This is a genomic window from Rhizobacter sp. Root1238, from assembly GCF_001425825.1.
GTDB lineage: Bacteria > Pseudomonadota > Gammaproteobacteria > Burkholderiales > Burkholderiaceae_C > Rhizobacter.
On the sequence record NZ_LMDM01000006.1, the window covers coordinates 43,721 to 58,869 of the forward strand.

The window sequence follows — 15,149 nt, forward strand, 5'->3', positions numbered from 1 at the left end:
ACCGCCATGGCCATCGGTGCCTATCCCGCCTGGTTCCTGATGCAGGAATCGCGCGCGCTGCTGACGCGGCTGGCGCGGGTCAAGCCGTTCGCGCTGGTGGAGCCGATGCTGCCCGCGGCCAACCTGCTGCCCGCCGCGCAGAGCGCGATCGAAGGCCACCTGACCGCCGGCCGGCGCGAGCTGCGCCGCCTCGTCCACGGTTTCATGGGCTGGCTCGCCGGCAGTGCCGCACAACGCGCCAGCGCGGCCGAGGCGCAACGCCGCTTCGCCTACCTGCGGCTCAAGTTCAACGCCGTGCTGACGCAGTTCGACCTGTTCAGCGACGTCGTCACGCAGCGCAGCGAGAGCGAGAGCGGCGTCTGGCTGTCGGGTCTGGACGTGCTGTCGGCCGATGCGCTCGCGCTGCGCGGCGGCTACTACCGCGCGCCGCCGGTGGTCTGCTACCTCGACCGCGGCCCCGGCGCGGCGATCCGCCGTGCGCGCACCCGTCTGCCCGGCGGCGGCGCGAGCCCGGTGGCGGTGATCCGCATGCCGCGCGAACGCATGATCGGCAGCGGCATCGCGTCGTCGCTGGTGCACGAGGTCGGCCACCAGGCCGCCGCGCTGCTCGGCCTCGTCGACTCGCTGCGGCCGGTGCTGCGCGGGCTGCAGCACGGCGCCGGCGACGGCGCGGTGGCCTGGCGGCTGTACGAACGCTGGATCAGCGAGATCGTGGCCGACTTCTGGTCGGTCGCGCGCATCGGCGTGGCGGCACCGACCGGGCTGATGGCCGTGGTCAGCCTGCCGCGCGCCTTCGTCTTCCGCATCAACGTCGACGACCCGCACCCGGTGCCGTGGCTGCGCGTGAAGCTCAGCTGCGCGATGGGCGACGCGCTGTACCCGCATCCGCAATGGGCGCGGCTGGCCGCGATGTGGGAGGCCTTCTACCCGACGCACGGGCTGGACGCCGAATCGCTGCGCCTGCTGCAGCGCCTGCAGGCGCTGATGCCGGCCTTCGTCAGCGTGCTGGTGCAGCACCGCCCCGCGGCGCTGCGCGGCCGCACGCTGGCCCAGGTGCTGGACGTGGCCGAGCGGCGACCGACGCGGCTCGCGCTGCTGTTCGGGCTGTGGACCCGGCTGCCGGCGCTGATGTACCGGGCGCCGCCCTCGCTCGTCTTCGCGGTCATCGGCCAGGCGCGCAGCGACGGCCGGCTGAGCCCCGAGGACGAATCGGCGCTGCTGGGCAAGCTGCTCACGCACTGGGCGCTCGCCAGCACGCTGGACACCTCGCAAGCCTGCGCCGCGGCGCAGGGCCGCAGCTTCACTTTCACCGAAGGAGAAACCTGATGAGCAAGCACCATCACGACCATGATCACGATCGGCGGGCCTCGGTCGAGGTCCGCGTGCGCGACGCCGGCGGCGCGCAGCGCCCGATCGCCCGGGCCCAGGTCGGCCTGTTCGACGCCAGCGCCCTCACCGGCGGCACGACGCTGCCCGACATGCCGGCGCTGCAGCGCAAGCACAGCGACGACGACGGCAGGCTGCGCTTCGACGGCGTCGCGCCGGGCACCTACAAGCTCGGCTTCCTGCACCACCCGCTGCACTACTCGGCGAGCTTCACGGTCGGCGACGACGGCGCCTGCACGCAGTGCCTGGAGCCGGAGATCAACGCCCAGCTGGAGACGCACTGGCTGTCGCGCGACTGCGAAGACCTGGACTGCCGCGCGCCGCAGGTCGGCGACCACCTGAAGGCCACGGTCAGCCACGTCAGCGACAACAAGCTGCACACCGTGCCGCCCCACGGCTCGACCACGATGTCGAAGGACGCCAGCGCCGCGACGTTCACGACGCCCGCGACGCGCGCCGGCCGCTTCGACTTCCAGTGGGCGGTGCACTCGCAGGCGCAGGGCATCGCCGCCGGGCAGCCGCCGGCCGTGCTGACGCTGTCGCAGGAAGGCCACGTCGCGCCGGTGCCGGCGCAGCCGGTCTCGGGCCAGCTCGGCATCGCGCTCAGCCGCACCGAGACCGAGCCGACCGAAGACCTGCCACTGTGGCTGGCCATCCGCAACGGCACCGATGCGCTCGGCTTCAACCACTACCTGCGCTTCATGGACGTGCTGTTCGGCGGCCAGCGCCACGGCCCGCGCCACGGCGGTGGCAACGGCAACGGCCACGGCGGCCACGGCTTCGACGCCGAGCGCGAGGCCTTCGACAAGCTGCAGCTGAAGCGCTTCCTGCCCTTCAACGACAGCGACTCGTACCGCGTGCTGAAGGCCGCGACCGAGGCCTTCGTGATGGTCAACTGCGGCGTGCTGCAAGGTGGCGAGCACGACAAGGCGTTCCGCCCGCGCCACGACAACGCCTACCTGGACCGGCGCGACCTGCCGGCCTTCGACGACCTGCGCGCAAGCTTCGACGGCTACCTCGAGCGGCCCGGCGGCATCCTGCCCTACCTGGCGCTGGTGGCACGCAAGCTGCCCGACATCCCGATCATCGAGGGCAGCCCCGACGGCGCCAACCTGGCCGTCGGCTTCGTGCACGACAAGCTGGCCAACCCCTGCCTGGTGGAGCTGATCTGGTCGTACTGGCATGAAGAGGCGATGCTGGTGCAGACCATGAACGCGGTGACGCGGCGCTTCCAGAACCGCGGCGCGCCGAACACGCCCGACCCGCTGGCCAACCTCGAGATCGACCCGCTGCGCCCGCTGAACAGCCTGCTGTGGGGCTACACGCAGGACGAGCAGCACCGGCTCACCGTGAACCGCCGCAACGCCGAGTACGACCACCAGTACGGCCTGCGCCTGCGCGGCAAGGCGGTGAAGGACTACCGCACCGCCGACTCGCGCTCGCAGTTCCTCGAAGGCTTCCACCACCTGCTGCGCCTGCTGACGGTGTTCTACCGGCAGGACGACGACACCACGGTGAAGGCCGATGCCTTCCCGGTGCTGAACGCGCTGAAGGAGGTGCACCTGGTGATGTCGCAGGGTGCGCACAACAACTTCGGCGAGCTGGCGACGACCGCGCGCATCGAGATGCTGATGCAGCAGTGGCTGCTCGGCCGCCCGGAGTTCCGCGAGTTCCTGCCGAGCCGGATCATGGTGGCCTACCCCGAGCCGTGGATGGACCGCGTCGACGCGATGAAGAAGCTGCAGGGCTGGACCGACACCAGCGTCGTGCACTTCCGCAACCTGGCGATCTTCGGCGAGCAGATGATGCTGTCGATCCGCTTCGGCGCCTGGAGCGAGGTCTACGAGCCGACGCAGGCCTTCAACTGGGCGCGCTTCTGGCGGCCGCAGGTGCAGGGCTACATCCACGCCTACCGCGCGGCCACCGGCATCGACCTGGGCAGCGAGACCTTCGACCCGAGCGCCGATGCCACCCTGCCCTCGCTGCTGATGCAGCGCCGGCTGGCCCAGCAGCAGCGCAACGCCTGAGGGGCCGCGGCCATGCTCGACTTCACGTCGGTCCTGTACCTGGGGCTGCGCCACCCGCTCGGCAGCGGCCGGCCATGGGCGGCCCTCAGCCTGGGGCGGCCCGCCGCGCTGCAGTCACCGCCGGGGGCCGCCGCGCTGGCGCGCGAGCTGGCGGCGCTGCAGGGCTGCGAGGCGGCCACGCTGCTGCCGTCGACGCTGCACCTGTTCTGGGACCTGTTCGGGCTGCTGGCGCGGCCGGGCACGGTGATCTGCGTCGAGGCCGGCACCTACGCCATCGCGCGCTGGGGCATCGAGCGCGCCGCGGCACGCGGCGCGGCGGTGCGCGGCTTCGCGGCGGCGGATGCCGACGGCCTGGAGCGCCTGGCCGCCGCGGTTGCCGGCGCAGGGCAGCGGCTGCTGATCGTCTGCGACGGCTTCCGTCCCGGCCGCGAGCGGCAGTCGCCGATCGCCCGCTATGCCGCGACGGCCGCACGCCATGGCGGCTGCCTGGTGCTGGACGACACGCAGGCGCTCGGCGTGCTCGGCCGTGCGGGCGGCGGCTCGCTGCGCCGGCACGCCATCGAGGGCGCGCCGGTGGTCGTCGGCGCATCGCTCGCCAAGGGCTTCGGCGTGCCGCTGGCGGTGCTGTCCGGCAGCGCCGCGGCGCTGCGCTGGTTCGAGGCGCGCAGCCAGACGCGCGTGCATGCCAGCCCGCCGTCGCTGGCGGCGATCGAGTCGGCGCGCCATGCGCTGGCGCTGAACCGCCGCTGCGGCGACACGCTGCGCGCGCGGCTGCTGCAGCGCGTGCGGCAGTTCCGCCACCAGCTCGCCGCGCTGCGCCTGCGCTGCAGCGGCGGCGCTTTCCCGGTGCAGTCGCTCGCGCCGCTGCCCGGTGTCGACATGCCGGCGCTGCATGCCGCACTGCTGCAGCACCAGGTGCGCACCGTGCTGCATGCCGACGGCGTGCCGGCGCAGGCGCGGCTGAGTTTCGTGATCACCGCGGCACACACCGCGGCCTGCATCGAGCGCGCCGTGCAGGCGCTGGTGCAGGCCCTGGCAGCGCTGCGGCGCCCGTTCCACCCCTTCATTGCGGAGGCTTCATGAATCCCACGACATCCTTCGAGTTGCTGTCCACCGGCAACGAATTCGAGACCGCGTCCGAAGAGTTCGAACGCGGCTGGCGCGGCGGCCGCTCCGGCGGCTCGCAGCGCCGCCGCCCACCGTCGCAGCGGCGATCGCCGCCTCGGCCGTCATCGCGCTCGTCGTCCTGGGGAGGCTATGGCCCGGCCTACGGGCCCGCGCCGTGGCCGGCCTGGGGCGGCCCCGGCTCGCCCTACCAGCGCTGCATGCAGCAATGCCTGGCGTCGCCGTATGCGGTGCCCGAACCCGTTCCTGCCGCCGACCCGGGCCCCGGGCCGGCCCCCGATGCCCCCAGCGAGGAGATGACCATGCACCCTTACCGTTGCCGTTGCCCGCAATGTGGCGGCGCCCAGGAGAGCTTCGAGTTCGCCGCCGAGGGCGAAGGCGAAGGTGAAGGCGAGTACGAAGGCGAGTTCGAATACGAAGGCGAAGGCGAGGCCGGCTCGCCGTTCAGCGAGGCCGAGGAGATCGCGCTCGCGGCCGAACTGCTGTCGGTGTCCAGCGAGGCCGAGCTGGAACAGTTCCTCGGCAAGCTGTGGAAAGGCGTCAAGAAGGTGGCCGGTACCGTCAGCAAGATCGCCAAGCCCTTCTCGGGCGTGCTGAAGGCAGTGGCCAAGAAGGCGCTGCCCTTCGTCGGCGGTGCGCTCGGGTCGCTGATCCCGATCCCGGGGGTCGGCACCGCGCTCGGCACGGCGCTGGGCAGCGCGGTGAGCTCGGCGCTGGAGATGGAGTTCGAGGGCCTGGAACTGGAGGACCGCGAGTTCGAGATGGCACGCCGCTTCGTGCGCATCGCCGGCACCGCGGCGCAGCAGGCCACCGACAGCACGGCACCGGCCGAGTTCGAAGCCGCGGTGGCCGCCGCCGCGCAGCAGCACCTGCCGCACTTCAGCGGCCGCGCCCTGCCGGGCCGGCCCCTGGGCGGCCGCTGGACGCGGCGCGGCGCGGCGCTGGTGCTGCACGGCGTCTGATCAGGCTTTCACCGGGAGACCCACATGGACACGCATGAATTCGAGATCCTCGGCGAATGGGGCCTGGGCGACGTGATCGGCGGCATCGGCAGCCGCATCGGCCAGATCGCCGGCAAGCTGGCCGATGCGGTGGGCGGCAGCGCCGGCATCATCGACCTGACCGACAAGGCCGACAAGAGCCTGCGCCACGGCATGCGACCGGCCGCGCAGGTGAAGGCGCTGGTGCTGCACCAGATGGCGTGCTGCCGCAGCCGCAGGAACGCGCTGACCGACTACCTGAAGATCGGGTCGCACTTCGCGATCATGGTCGACGGCCGCATCCTGCAGCTGCACCCCGAGGCCGCGCTGCTGTGGGCCAGCAACGGCTTCAACCATGGCAGCGTCGCGGTCGAGTTCGCCGGCAACTTCCCGAACACCAAGGGCAAGTGGTGGGAGGGCGACAAGTACGGCCGCGACCAGGTCACGCCGGCGCAGCTGGAGGCCGGCCGCCGCCTGGTGCGCCACCTGGTGGCGAAGATCGGGCTGCGCACGGTGCTGGCGCACCGCCAGAGCAGCGCGTCGCGCGAGAACGACCCCGGGCCCGACATCTGGTACCACGTGGGGCAGTGGGCGGTCGACACGCTGAAGCTGGGCGACGGCGGGCCGGGCTTCAAGGTCGACAACGGCAATCCGATCCCCGACCTGTGGCGGACCTGGGGGCGCAGTGCGCCGTCCAAGGAGGCCGAGTCCGGGGAGCTGGGCGAACTGGAGAGCAACAGCAAGACCGTCGTGTTCGGACCGCTGACCGCGACGCTGAACTGGATACCGCAGGCGTACCGCCACGGCGACATCATCGCCAAAGGCAGCGAGTTCGAAAGCTATGGCGGCGTCTACATCGCCTTCCAGCCGCCGCCGCCCAGCGGCAAGATCAAGATCCTCAAGGTCGGCATGGCCGACACCTTTGCGCGACGCATGCGCAACAGGGAATACAAGGCCATGAACGCGGCCCATCCGGGCTTGAGCTTCTACCTCGCGAGGGTCTACGGGCACCGCGACAAGTACGGCGTGGCTGGCGTCGTCCGGATGGTCGAGTACGCGCTGGCGCGCCTGCTGCGCCGCGCCGGCGAACTGACCGGCCCGCCGCTGCCGTACGTGCCCTCGAAAACACGAGGACGCGTCGAGATCACGAACGTGTTGCCGCAGCAGTTGCGCGCGCTGTTGACACCGGCGCTGAAGCAAAGCCGATCCGGGGGCACGCGCATCGACAGCAAGATGCCGTCCGGCCAGCTCGTGCTGCCGGAGAACACCCGCTGGGAGTTCGAGCACATCGCGCCGGCCTGACCATGATCATCGACTGCCACTGCCACGCCGGCCCCGGCGACGGCTTCACCGGTCCGTGGGACAGCGGCGCGCCCTTGCGCGACTACGCGCGGCGCGCCACGCAGGCCGGCATCGGGCGCACCGTGATCTTCGCGGCCTTCCACTCCGACTATGCGCAGGCCAACGCCGAGGTCGCGCGCATCGTCGCCGCGCAGCCGCAGCGCTGGCTCGGCTTCGTCTTCGTGCACGCGGCGCGCGACCGCGGGCGCGTCGGCGAGCTGGTGCGCACCGGTGTCGACGAGCACGGCTTCGTCGGCATCAAGCTGCACCGCCACGACGCCAACATCTCGCGCGAGGTCTGCGAGGCGGCACGCGCGCACGCGCTGCCGGTGCTCTACGACGTGGTCGGCGAGGTGGCACAGGCCGAGCTGCTGGCGCAGGAGTTCCCGGACGTGAACTTCATCGTGCCGCACCTGGGCAGCTTCGCCGACGACTGGCGCGCGCAGCGCGCGCTGATCGACCCGCTGGTGCGCCACGCCAACATCCATGCCGACACCGCCGGCGTGCGGCGTTTCGACATCCTGGCCGAGGCGGTGCGGCGCGCCGGCCCGCACAAGCTGCTGTTCGGCAGCGACGGCCCGTGGCTGCACCCCGGCGTCGAGCTGGCAAAGGTGCGCGCGCTCGGCCTGTCGGCGCAGGACGAGGCCCTGGTCACCGGCGGCAACCTGCTGCGCCTGACCGCGCGTGCACGGCGCCGCGCGCTCACACAGGCGCCCGCTGGCTGGCCCGCCGGATCTGCAATGCACGGTCGGTGACGCCCAGCCGCGCCGCGGCGCGCTGCAGGTTGCCGCCTTCGCACTCCAGCGCCATCTCCACCGCCAGGTCGGTGGCGCGCTGGCTGATGTCCTTCATGCCGATGCCCAGCTGCACCGCGGAACGCACTGCCGAGCGGAAGCTGTTGTCCGGCCACAGCGGCGGCGCGCCGGGGGCCGCATGGTCTTCCGGCGGGATGTCGCCGACCGTGATCGGCCCGCTGCCGCAATGGCGGTGGCAGATCCGCGTGACCAGCTGGCGCAGGTCGCGCACGTTGCCGGGGTAGTCGCGCGTCACCAGGAACTCGCGCACCGCCGGGTCGAGCGCCAGCTCGGCCTGCGGCGGCAGCAGCTCGCGCATGAAGTGCAGCACCAGCGGCAGCACGTCGTCCCTGCGCTGGCGCAGCGGCAGCGTGCGGCACTGCCAGCCGGCGATGCGGTAGTAGAAGTCGGCGCGGAAGCTGCCGTCGGCGATGCCGCGCTCCAGGTCGCGGTGGGTGGCCGAGACCAGCCGCAGCTCGCTGCGCTGCCAGGTGTTGCTGCCCAGGCGCTTGAACTGGTGCTCCTGCACGACGCGCAGCAGCCGCGCCTGCAGCTCCGGCGCCAGCTCGCCCACTTCGTCAAGGAACAGCGTGCCGCGGTGCGCCAGCGCGAACGCGCCCTCGCGCGAGCCGGCCGCGCCGGTGAAGGCGCCGCGCTCATGGCCGAAGAACTCGCTGCCCGACAGCTCGGGCGACAGCGTCGTGCAGTCGACGACGACGAACTCGCCCTTGTCGGGGCGCGGGTCGAGGTCGTGGATCAGCCGCGCGATCAGCTCCTTGCCGGTGCCGCTTTCGCCGGTGATCAGCACCGACGACGAGGTGAAGGCCGTGGCCTCGATCACGCTGCGCATCGCGCGCCGCCACGCCGGGCTGCTGCCGACCAGGCAGGACGCGACCGCCGGCGAATCGAGCAGGGCATCGGCGCGCGCCCAGCGCTGCAGGCGCGCGCCGATCTCGTCGGCCGTGGGCGGCAATTGCGGCCACTGCAGCACGTCGCGCGCGCCGGCCTGGACCAGGCTCCACTGCGCCGCGCTGGACAAGGCCGCGGGGCCGACGCCGATCGCGAGCACCGATGCGCGCTCGCCGTGCCGCTGCAGCAGCGCGAGCAATTCGTCGTCGACGGCGCCGAACAGCACCAGGCCCAGCGTCGAGCTGTCATCGGGTGTCAACGCACACGCCGCGACACCGGCGCGTGCCAGCAGCGGGCCACAGCGTTCGGGAAGACCGGCGTCGCACGACCCGGTGAAGGCGATCCAGGTCGATGGCGCCAAGTTCCCCCCTGGCCGCAGCAAGATCAGTCCGCTCCAACGATGGGCGTTCGGTTCCCCATCGCCTGCAGACCAGTCTAGGTGGCGCAGGGCACCTCGCCACCCCTAACCCTAGGCGGAAACACGCGCGGCGCATCCTCTCGATTGACGACGGCCCTCACTGCGTCGCCGTCAGACCGCCGTCCAGGTAGAGCACCTGCCCCGTCACGAAGGCCGCACCGGGCCCGCAGAAGAACACCGCGGCGCCCGCCACGTCCACCGGCTCGGCGACGCGGCCGAGCGGAATGCGCTGCAGGATGTGATCGCGCGTCGCCGGGTTGGCCAGCCAGTGCGCGCCCATCTCGCCGCGCACCACCGTCGGCGCGATGCCGTTCACCGTGATGCCGTGCGCCGACAGCTCCACCGCATGCTGCTTGATCAGCATCACCAGCGCGCCCTTGGTCGCGCAATACGCCGAATAGCCGCGGTCGCGCATGCCGAGCTGCGCCCGCACCGACAGCAGGTGCAGCTGCCGCCCCGGCGCGCGGCCCGCGGCCACTGCGTCGACCTGGTGCCGCGCTGCCGCCTGCGCGAGGAACATCGCGGCCTTCAGGTTGACCTGCACCACCTCGTCGAACGCGTCCTCGCTGACCTCGGTGATTCGCTCCTCGCGCTGGATGCCGATGCAGTTGACCAGCAGGTCGAGCGCGCCGAAATGCCGCGCGACCGCATCGACCGATTCGCGCACGCTGTCGACCGAATGCGCGTCCATCGCGAGCCCCATCGCCTCGCCGCCCTGCGCACGCAACGAGGCGGCCAGGCTTTCGGCCTTGTCGGCACTGCGCCCCGACACCGCGACACGGGCGCCGGCCCCCACCAGCGCCCGCGCGATCGCCTCGCCGATTCCCCCATAGCCGCCCGGCACGTAGGCCACGCGGTCCTTCAGGCCGAACAGGTCGGCCAGCCCAAGTTTCGTCGGTGCGTCGCTCATCGTTCAGTCCATCAGCAGGCCGCCGTTCTGGTCCAGCACCTCGCCGGTGATGAAGCCCGACAGCGGCGACGCGAGAAAGCTCACCGCATGCGCGAACTCCTCCGGCTCGCAGAAGCGGCCGACCGGGATCTGCTGCAGCAGCGCCTGCCGCTGCGCCTCGTTCAGCTGCTCGGTCACCATCGGCGTGCGCACGTAGGCCGGCGCGATCGCGTTCGCGGTGACGCCGTGTGCCGCCAGCTCGCGCGCCAGCGAGAAGGTCAGCGCGCTCATCGCGCCCTTCGACACCGAATACGCGGTGCCGGCCGTCAGCCCGCCGGTCTTCGCGGCCAGCGAGCTGGTGTTGATGATGCGGCCCCAGCGCCGCGCCTTCATCGCCGGCACCACCGCCTGCGACCACAGCATCGCGCCGTCCAGGTTGGCGCCGAGCACGCGGTGCCATTCGGCGATCGACGTGGCCTCGATCTTGTTGTTCGACAGCACGCCGGCGTTGTTGACCAGGATGTCGACCTCGCCGAAGCGTTCGCGCACCTGCGCATGCGCCGCGCGCACCGACTCGGCCTGCGAGATGTCGCAGGCCACCGCCAGCACCGCGTCGCCGTGGCGCGCCGCCAGCGACTCCATCGACGCGAGCGACAGGTCGATCATCGCGACGCGGCAGCCATCGGCGCGCAGCGCGTCGACCACCGCGCGGCCCATCGTGCCGCCGGCACCGGTGACCAGCGCGACCTTGCCTTCAAGAGTTGCTTTCATGTGTCCGCTCATGTGTCGAGTACGCTCTTCTTTCCAAACAGCCCGCGCGAGCGGAACGTGACGACGCCGATGAACAGCAGGTACATCGACATCAGCGACCATTCGGAGGCATACGCCCCCGTGAGACCGGTGACCAGGCCGACCAGCAACCCGGCGATCACCGCGCCCCACAGCGAACCGACGCCGCCGAGCACGATGATCAGGAAGGCCGGCACCACCGCGTCGACGCCGACCTGCGGCCGGATGCCCCAGATCGGCGCCATCACGACACCGGCCAGCGCCGCCAGCGCGACGCCGAGCGCGAACACCGCCGAGCGCAGCCGCGACAGGTTGATGCCGAGCGCGCGCACCATCTCGCTGTCGTGCGCGCCGGCCTTGATGATCGCGCCGTACGGCGTGCGTTCGAGGAACAACCACAGCGCCGCGATCGCGAGGATCGCGAAGCCGCTGGCGAACACACGGTAGCGCGAATAGATCAGGTCGCCCATCAGGAACGCCCCCGAGATCGCCTGCGGCAGCGGCATCTGCTGCTCGTTGCTGCCCCACACCAGGCGGATCAGCTCCTCGATCAGCAGCGCCGCGCCGAACGTGAGCAGCAGCCCGTACAGCGGGTCGCGGCCGTAGGTGCGGCGCAGGCAGGCCTCGAGCACCAGCCCGACCAGCCCGACCACCAGCGGCGCGGCGAACAGCGCGATGCCGTAGCGCGTGCCCAGCGGCAGCGCCATGTAGGCGGCCTGCGCCTCGGGGAACCAGCCGAGCTTGGGCGCCAGCAGGAACAGCGCGACGTACATGCCGAGCGCGAACAGCGAACCGTGCGCCAGGTTGATGGTTTCCATCACGCCGACGATCAGCATGAAGCCGAGCGCGATCAGCGCGAACAGCAGCCCCAGCGTGATGCCGTTGGCCAGGTGGGGCAGGAGGGAGATCAGCATGTCCATGGTCGGATCCGCTTCGAAATGTGGGTCAGGGTTCGTAGGAAGGCGTCGCCGCCAGCGGCTCGAGCTTGCAGGCCTGCGCGCTGTCGGCGTCCTGCACCTCGTCCGGGCGCACCCGCGCGAGGATGCGGAACAGGTCGTCGGGCTGGTCCGGCATCGAGTTGTAGGCGGCCACGTACACCGTCTGCTGCAGCTGGTGCGTGAGCGGGTTCATCCACGCGTCGAAATGCTGCATCCGGTCGGTTGCCGGCACGCGCAACGCCTCCAGCTCGGGGATCAGCTTCAGGTTGCTGGTGCTGCCGGTGCGCTGGATCGCGCGCAGCAGCTCGCGCGTGGCCATGTAGCCGTTGAAGAACACGTTGCCCGGCGTCTTCAGCCGGTACTCCGGCAGGGCCTTGCGGTAGCGCGCGACGAACTCCGGCACGCCGGCCAGCGCGAGCCGCCAGTACCAGGTGGTGCCGAAGATGCCGAACAGCGCCTGGCGCCCGAGGCCGTAGACGTCCGGCCAGTCCTGCTGGTTGTTGATCCAGCCGACGCTGCGGTCCATGCCGGCGTCCTGCACCTGCCGGCGCAGCGTCTTCTGGTCGTCGCCGCCGACCGCGGTCGCCACCACGCCGGGCTTCAGCGCGCGGATCTTCGCGAGCACCGGCTGGAAATCGCGCGTGCCCTGCGGCACCAGGATCTCCTCGACGACCTGCCCGCCGTTGGCCTCGACGATGCGGCGGATGCCCTTGGCCGTCGTGTGGCCCCACAGGTAGTCGCTGGTGACCAGCACCCACTGCCGGCCGAAGCCGGTCATCGCGCCCTTCACGACCGAGATCGAGAAGTTGGTGCCGTTCGCATCCCAGACGAACTTGACGCGGTGGCATTCGGCGCCGGCCTCGCTCGGCGAGCTGGAGTTGCTGTTGAAGTAGATGCAGCCGTACTTCTGCGCGACGCGCGACATCGCGCTCGCGACGCCCGAATGCACGCCGCCGAGCAGGAAGGCCACCTCCTGCTGGCGGATCATCTTCTCGGCCACGCCGACGGCCGTCGCCGGGTCGCCGGCGGTGTTCTCGTGCGTCGCCTCGATGCGCCGCCCGAGCACGCCGCCGCGCTCGTTGAACTCGGCGATCGCCAGCCGCATGCCGAGCTGCTCGTCCTGGCCGCTGGCCGCGTACGGGCCGCTGTCGTCGGTGGCAAGGCCGATCAGCAACGGCTTCTTCTGCTTCGCCTGGGCCCACGCGTGGTGGTGGGCCCAGGGTCCGCTGAAGCCGGCGACGGCACCGACGCCGCCCACCAGCACACGCCTGCGAGCGGAGTTCATTGCTGGTAAGAAGGCGTCGCGTCGTAGCTTTCCAGCTTGCAGGTCTTCTGCGCGTCCGCATCGACGACCTCCTTCGGATCCACGTTCGACAGGATCTTGAAGATGTCGTCCTTCTCGGCCGGCGTCTCGTTGTAGCTCGCCATGTAGATGGTCTGCTGCACCTGGTGGGTCACCGGGTCCATCCACGCATCGAAGTGCTGCAGCCGGTCGCGCGCCGGCATCTTGCGGCCTTCGAGCTTCTTGATCACCGCGATGTTCTGCGTGGTGCCGGCCTCCTCCACGCAGCGCAGCAGCTCGCGCGTCGCCATGTAGCTGTTGTGATAGACGTTGCCCGGCACCTTGATCGCCATGCCGGGGAACTGCTTCTGGTAGGCCGCGACGAACTCCTTCACGCCCGGCAGGTCGAGGCGGTAGTACCAGGTGGTGCCGAACACGCCGAAGATCGATTCCGGGCCGAGGCCGTAGACGTCGGGCCAGTCCTGCTGGTTGTTGATCCACGCCATGCTCTTCTGCAGGTTCAGCTGGATCACCTGCTGGCGCAGCGCCTTGATGTCGTCGCCGCCGATCGCGGTGGCCACCGCATTGGGCTTGAGCTGCTGCAGCTTCAGCAGGTACGACGAGAAGTCGCGGGTGTTCTGCGGCACCAGCAGCTCGTCGACGATCTTGCCGCCGTTGGCCTCGACGATCGCGCGCGTCGCGGCCGACGTGGTGCGGCCCCACACATAGTCGTTGGTAAGCAGCACCCAGTTCTTGCCGTTCACCTTGATCGCGTTCTTGACGATCGCATGCGCGAAGTTCGTGCCGTTGCCGTCCCAGACGAACTTGACGCGGTGGCAGTCCTTGCCGGCCTCGGTCGGCGAGCTGGAGTTGGTGTTCAGGAAGATCGTGCCGTACTTCTGCGCCACCTGCGAGATCGCGTTGGCCACGCCGGAGTGCAGCGCACCGACCAGGAAGGCCACCTCGTTGCGGGTGATCATGCGTTCGGCGATGCGCGAGCCCGAGGCCGGCGTGGTCTCGGTGTCCATGTGCAGCGCCTCGATGCGCCGGCCCAGCACGCCGCCCTTGTCGTTGAACTCCTTGATCGCCATCATCGCGCCGAGGCGCTCTTCGCCGCCGCTCGCGCCGTACTGGCCCGAGGCGTCCATCGTGAGGCCGATGACCAGCGGCTTCGCGGTGGCCGCCTGCGCCCAGACGCGGTTGTGCGCCCACGGGCCGAAGAACGTGGCCGGCGCGGCGGCCGCCACGGCGCCGGCCTTCAGCAAGGTCCGCTTGCCGGTATCGATCGTCTGAACTTCTTTCGTCGACTTGTCCATGCTTGTCTCCAGGGTTGTTGTGGTGGGTCCGCGCAGACAGGTCAGCGCGGAATGATCTGCACGTTGTTCAGCTTCTCCTGCGCCTCCAGCAGCGACGCGATGAACTTGTCGCCGAGTCCCAGGTTGCCGGCCTGCACGAAAGTCTGGTGCGCCGCCTCGGCGAGGAAGCTCGTCGTCGGCAGCATCTCGGTCAGGTGGGTGTAGTAGCGCAGGTCCTTCTGCGCATTGCCGATCGCGAACTTCAGCCCGGCCAGGTCGCCCTGCAGCGTCTTGCCGAGCATCATCTGGAAGATGCCGGAATTGACGCCGCCGGCCGAGATCACCTCGAACAGCTTCTGCAGCGACAGCCCGCTCTTCGCCGCGGTGGCCGTGGCCTCGGCGATGGCCGCCGCAGTCGTCATCGCGAGCATGTTGTTGATCAGCTTCAGCACATGGCCATGCCCCGGCGGGCCGACATGGAAGATGTTCTCGCAGAAGGCCGCGAGCACCGGCCGGATGCGGTCGAAGTCGGCCTGCTCGGCACCGACCATCGTGTTCAGGCGGCCCTCTTCCGCTTCCTTCGGCGTGCGGGCCAGCGGCGCGTCGATGAAGGCGACGCCGCGGGCCGCGAAGTCGGCGCGGATGCGCGCGGTCGAGGCCGGCTCGGCGGTCGACGTGTCGATCACCGTCAGCCCCTTCGCGGCGGCGGTCAGCAGGCCCTCGGTGCCGTAGACGATCTCTTCCACCTGCGGCGAGCCGGTGACGCAAATGATCACCACGTCGCTCGCGACCGCCACCGCGGCGCGCGTCGGCTGCTCGCTCGCGCCGGCGTCGAGCAGGTCCTGCAGGTTGGCGCGGTTGCGGTGCGCGACGAAGCTGACCGGGAAGCCCTTCGCGAGCAGGTTCTTCGCCATCCCGTGGCCCATCATGCCCAGGCCGATGAAGCCGACGCGGGGGTTCTTGGTTGCAGTCATGT

General features: G+C 70.8%; 13 protein-coding genes. 6 read left to right on the forward strand and 7 right to left on the reverse strand.

Annotated features, from left to right (window positions below; all coding sequences use genetic code 11):
- Positions 1 to 6: 6 nt before the first annotated feature.
- From ASC98_RS06795 to ASC98_RS06820, 6 genes are read left to right on the forward strand one after another with little or no spacing between them, the layout of a single operon-like run.
- Complete coding sequence (locus ASC98_RS06795) at positions 7 to 1,326, forward strand: hypothetical protein (RefSeq protein WP_056806481.1); 1,320 nt, start codon at positions 7 to 9, stop codon at positions 1,324 to 1,326.
- Positions 1,326 to 3,413, forward strand: a complete 2,088-nt coding sequence (locus ASC98_RS06800; protein WP_056806484.1) for a carboxypeptidase-like regulatory domain-containing protein — start codon at positions 1,326 to 1,328, stop codon at positions 3,411 to 3,413. Before ASC98_RS06795 ends, ASC98_RS06800 begins: the two co-directional genes overlap by 1 nt.
- Before the next feature lie 12 nt (positions 3,414 to 3,425).
- The gene (locus ASC98_RS06805) at positions 3,426 to 4,496 is read left to right on the forward strand and encodes an aminotransferase class I/II-fold pyridoxal phosphate-dependent enzyme (protein ID WP_056806487.1); all 1,071 of its coding nucleotides are present in this window, start codon (positions 3,426 to 3,428) and stop codon (positions 4,494 to 4,496) included.
- Positions 4,493 to 5,500 (forward strand): hypothetical protein, encoded by a 1,008-nt coding sequence (locus tag ASC98_RS06810; protein ID WP_056806489.1) that lies wholly within the window; start codon positions 4,493 to 4,495, stop codon positions 5,498 to 5,500. The genes ASC98_RS06805 and ASC98_RS06810 overlap by 4 nt, the downstream gene beginning before the upstream one ends.
- A gap of 24 nt (positions 5,501 to 5,524) precedes the next feature.
- A complete protein-coding gene (locus tag ASC98_RS06815; protein ID WP_056806493.1) occupies positions 5,525 to 6,820 on the forward strand; it encodes a peptidoglycan recognition family protein in 1,296 nt (431 codons plus the stop codon).
- Positions 6,821 to 6,822: 2 nt separating this feature from the next.
- Positions 6,823 to 7,614: an amidohydrolase family protein gene (locus ASC98_RS06820; protein ID WP_056806496.1), complete on the forward strand. Its 792-nt coding sequence runs from the start codon at positions 6,823 to 6,825 to the stop codon at positions 7,612 to 7,614.
- Here ASC98_RS06820 and ASC98_RS06825 read toward each other — a convergent pair.
- The 7 genes from ASC98_RS06825 to ASC98_RS06855 all read right to left on the reverse strand — a co-directional run bounded on the left by ASC98_RS06825 (position 7,562) and on the right by ASC98_RS06855 (position 15,147).
- Positions 7,562 to 8,923 carry a sigma 54-interacting transcriptional regulator gene (locus tag ASC98_RS06825; protein WP_056806500.1) on the reverse strand — a complete coding sequence of 454 codons (1,362 nt, stop codon included), beginning with the start codon at positions 8,921 to 8,923 and terminating at the stop codon, positions 7,562 to 7,564. The genes ASC98_RS06820 and ASC98_RS06825 overlap by 53 nt on opposite strands.
- A 154-nt stretch (positions 8,924 to 9,077) precedes the next feature.
- A complete protein-coding gene (locus tag ASC98_RS06830; protein WP_056806502.1) occupies positions 9,078 to 9,890 on the reverse strand; it encodes an SDR family NAD(P)-dependent oxidoreductase in 813 nt (270 codons plus the stop codon).
- 3 nt (positions 9,891 to 9,893) lie between these two features.
- Positions 9,894 to 10,640, reverse strand: a complete 747-nt coding sequence (locus tag ASC98_RS06835) for an SDR family NAD(P)-dependent oxidoreductase (RefSeq protein WP_082542024.1) — start codon at positions 10,638 to 10,640, stop codon at positions 9,894 to 9,896.
- Between the two features lie 8 nt (positions 10,641 to 10,648).
- Positions 10,649 to 11,578, reverse strand: coding sequence for a branched-chain amino acid ABC transporter permease (locus ASC98_RS06840; protein WP_056819822.1), 930 nt, complete (start codon positions 11,576 to 11,578; stop codon positions 10,649 to 10,651).
- A 25-nt stretch (positions 11,579 to 11,603) separates the two neighbouring features.
- Positions 11,604 to 12,881 carry an ABC transporter substrate-binding protein gene (locus ASC98_RS06845; RefSeq protein ID WP_056806510.1) on the reverse strand — a complete coding sequence of 426 codons (1,278 nt, stop codon included), beginning with the start codon at positions 12,879 to 12,881 and terminating at the stop codon, positions 11,604 to 11,606.
- Entirely contained in the window at positions 12,878 to 14,194 is a 1,317-nt protein-coding gene (locus tag ASC98_RS06850; protein ID WP_082542023.1) for an ABC transporter substrate-binding protein, read from the reverse strand. The genes ASC98_RS06845 and ASC98_RS06850 overlap by 4 nt, the downstream gene beginning before the upstream one ends.
- A 41-nt stretch (positions 14,195 to 14,235) precedes the next feature.
- Complete coding sequence (locus tag ASC98_RS06855) at positions 14,236 to 15,147, reverse strand: NAD(P)-dependent oxidoreductase (protein ID WP_056806513.1); 912 nt, start codon at positions 15,145 to 15,147, stop codon at positions 14,236 to 14,238.
- Between the last annotated feature and the right edge of the window lie 2 nt (positions 15,148 to 15,149).

Excerpts from the sequence above, each read along its gene's own strand:
- ASC98_RS06795 (WP_056806481.1), top strand. The coding sequence starts at position 7 with ATGGCCATCGGTGCCTATCCCGCCTGGTTCCTGATGCAGGAATCGCGC.
- ASC98_RS06800 (WP_056806484.1), top strand. The coding sequence starts at position 1,326 with ATGAGCAAGCACCATCACGACCATGATCACGATCGGCGGGCCTCGGTC.
- ASC98_RS06805 (WP_056806487.1), top strand. The coding sequence starts at position 3,426 with ATGCTCGACTTCACGTCGGTCCTGTACCTGGGGCTGCGCCACCCGCTC.
- ASC98_RS06810 (WP_056806489.1), top strand. The coding sequence starts at position 4,493 with ATGAATCCCACGACATCCTTCGAGTTGCTGTCCACCGGCAACGAATTC.
- ASC98_RS06815 (WP_056806493.1), top strand. The coding sequence starts at position 5,525 with ATGGACACGCATGAATTCGAGATCCTCGGCGAATGGGGCCTGGGCGAC.
- ASC98_RS06820 (WP_056806496.1), top strand. The coding sequence starts at position 6,823 with ATGATCATCGACTGCCACTGCCACGCCGGCCCCGGCGACGGCTTCACC.
- ASC98_RS06830 (WP_056806502.1), bottom strand. The coding sequence starts at position 9,890 with ATGAGCGACGCACCGACGAAACTTGGGCTGGCCGACCTGTTCGGCCTG.
- ASC98_RS06835 (WP_082542024.1), bottom strand. The coding sequence starts at position 10,640 with ATGAAAGCAACTCTTGAAGGCAAGGTCGCGCTGGTCACCGGTGCCGGC.
- ASC98_RS06840 (WP_056819822.1), bottom strand. The coding sequence starts at position 11,578 with ATGGACATGCTGATCTCCCTCCTGCCCCACCTGGCCAACGGCATCACG.
- ASC98_RS06845 (WP_056806510.1), bottom strand. The coding sequence starts at position 12,881 with ATGAACTCCGCTCGCAGGCGTGTGCTGGTGGGCGGCGTCGGTGCCGTC.
- ASC98_RS06850 (WP_082542023.1), bottom strand. The coding sequence starts at position 14,194 with ATGGACAAGTCGACGAAAGAAGTTCAGACGATCGATACCGGCAAGCGG.
- ASC98_RS06855 (WP_056806513.1), bottom strand. The coding sequence starts at position 15,147 with ATGACTGCAACCAAGAACCCCCGCGTCGGCTTCATCGGCCTGGGCATG.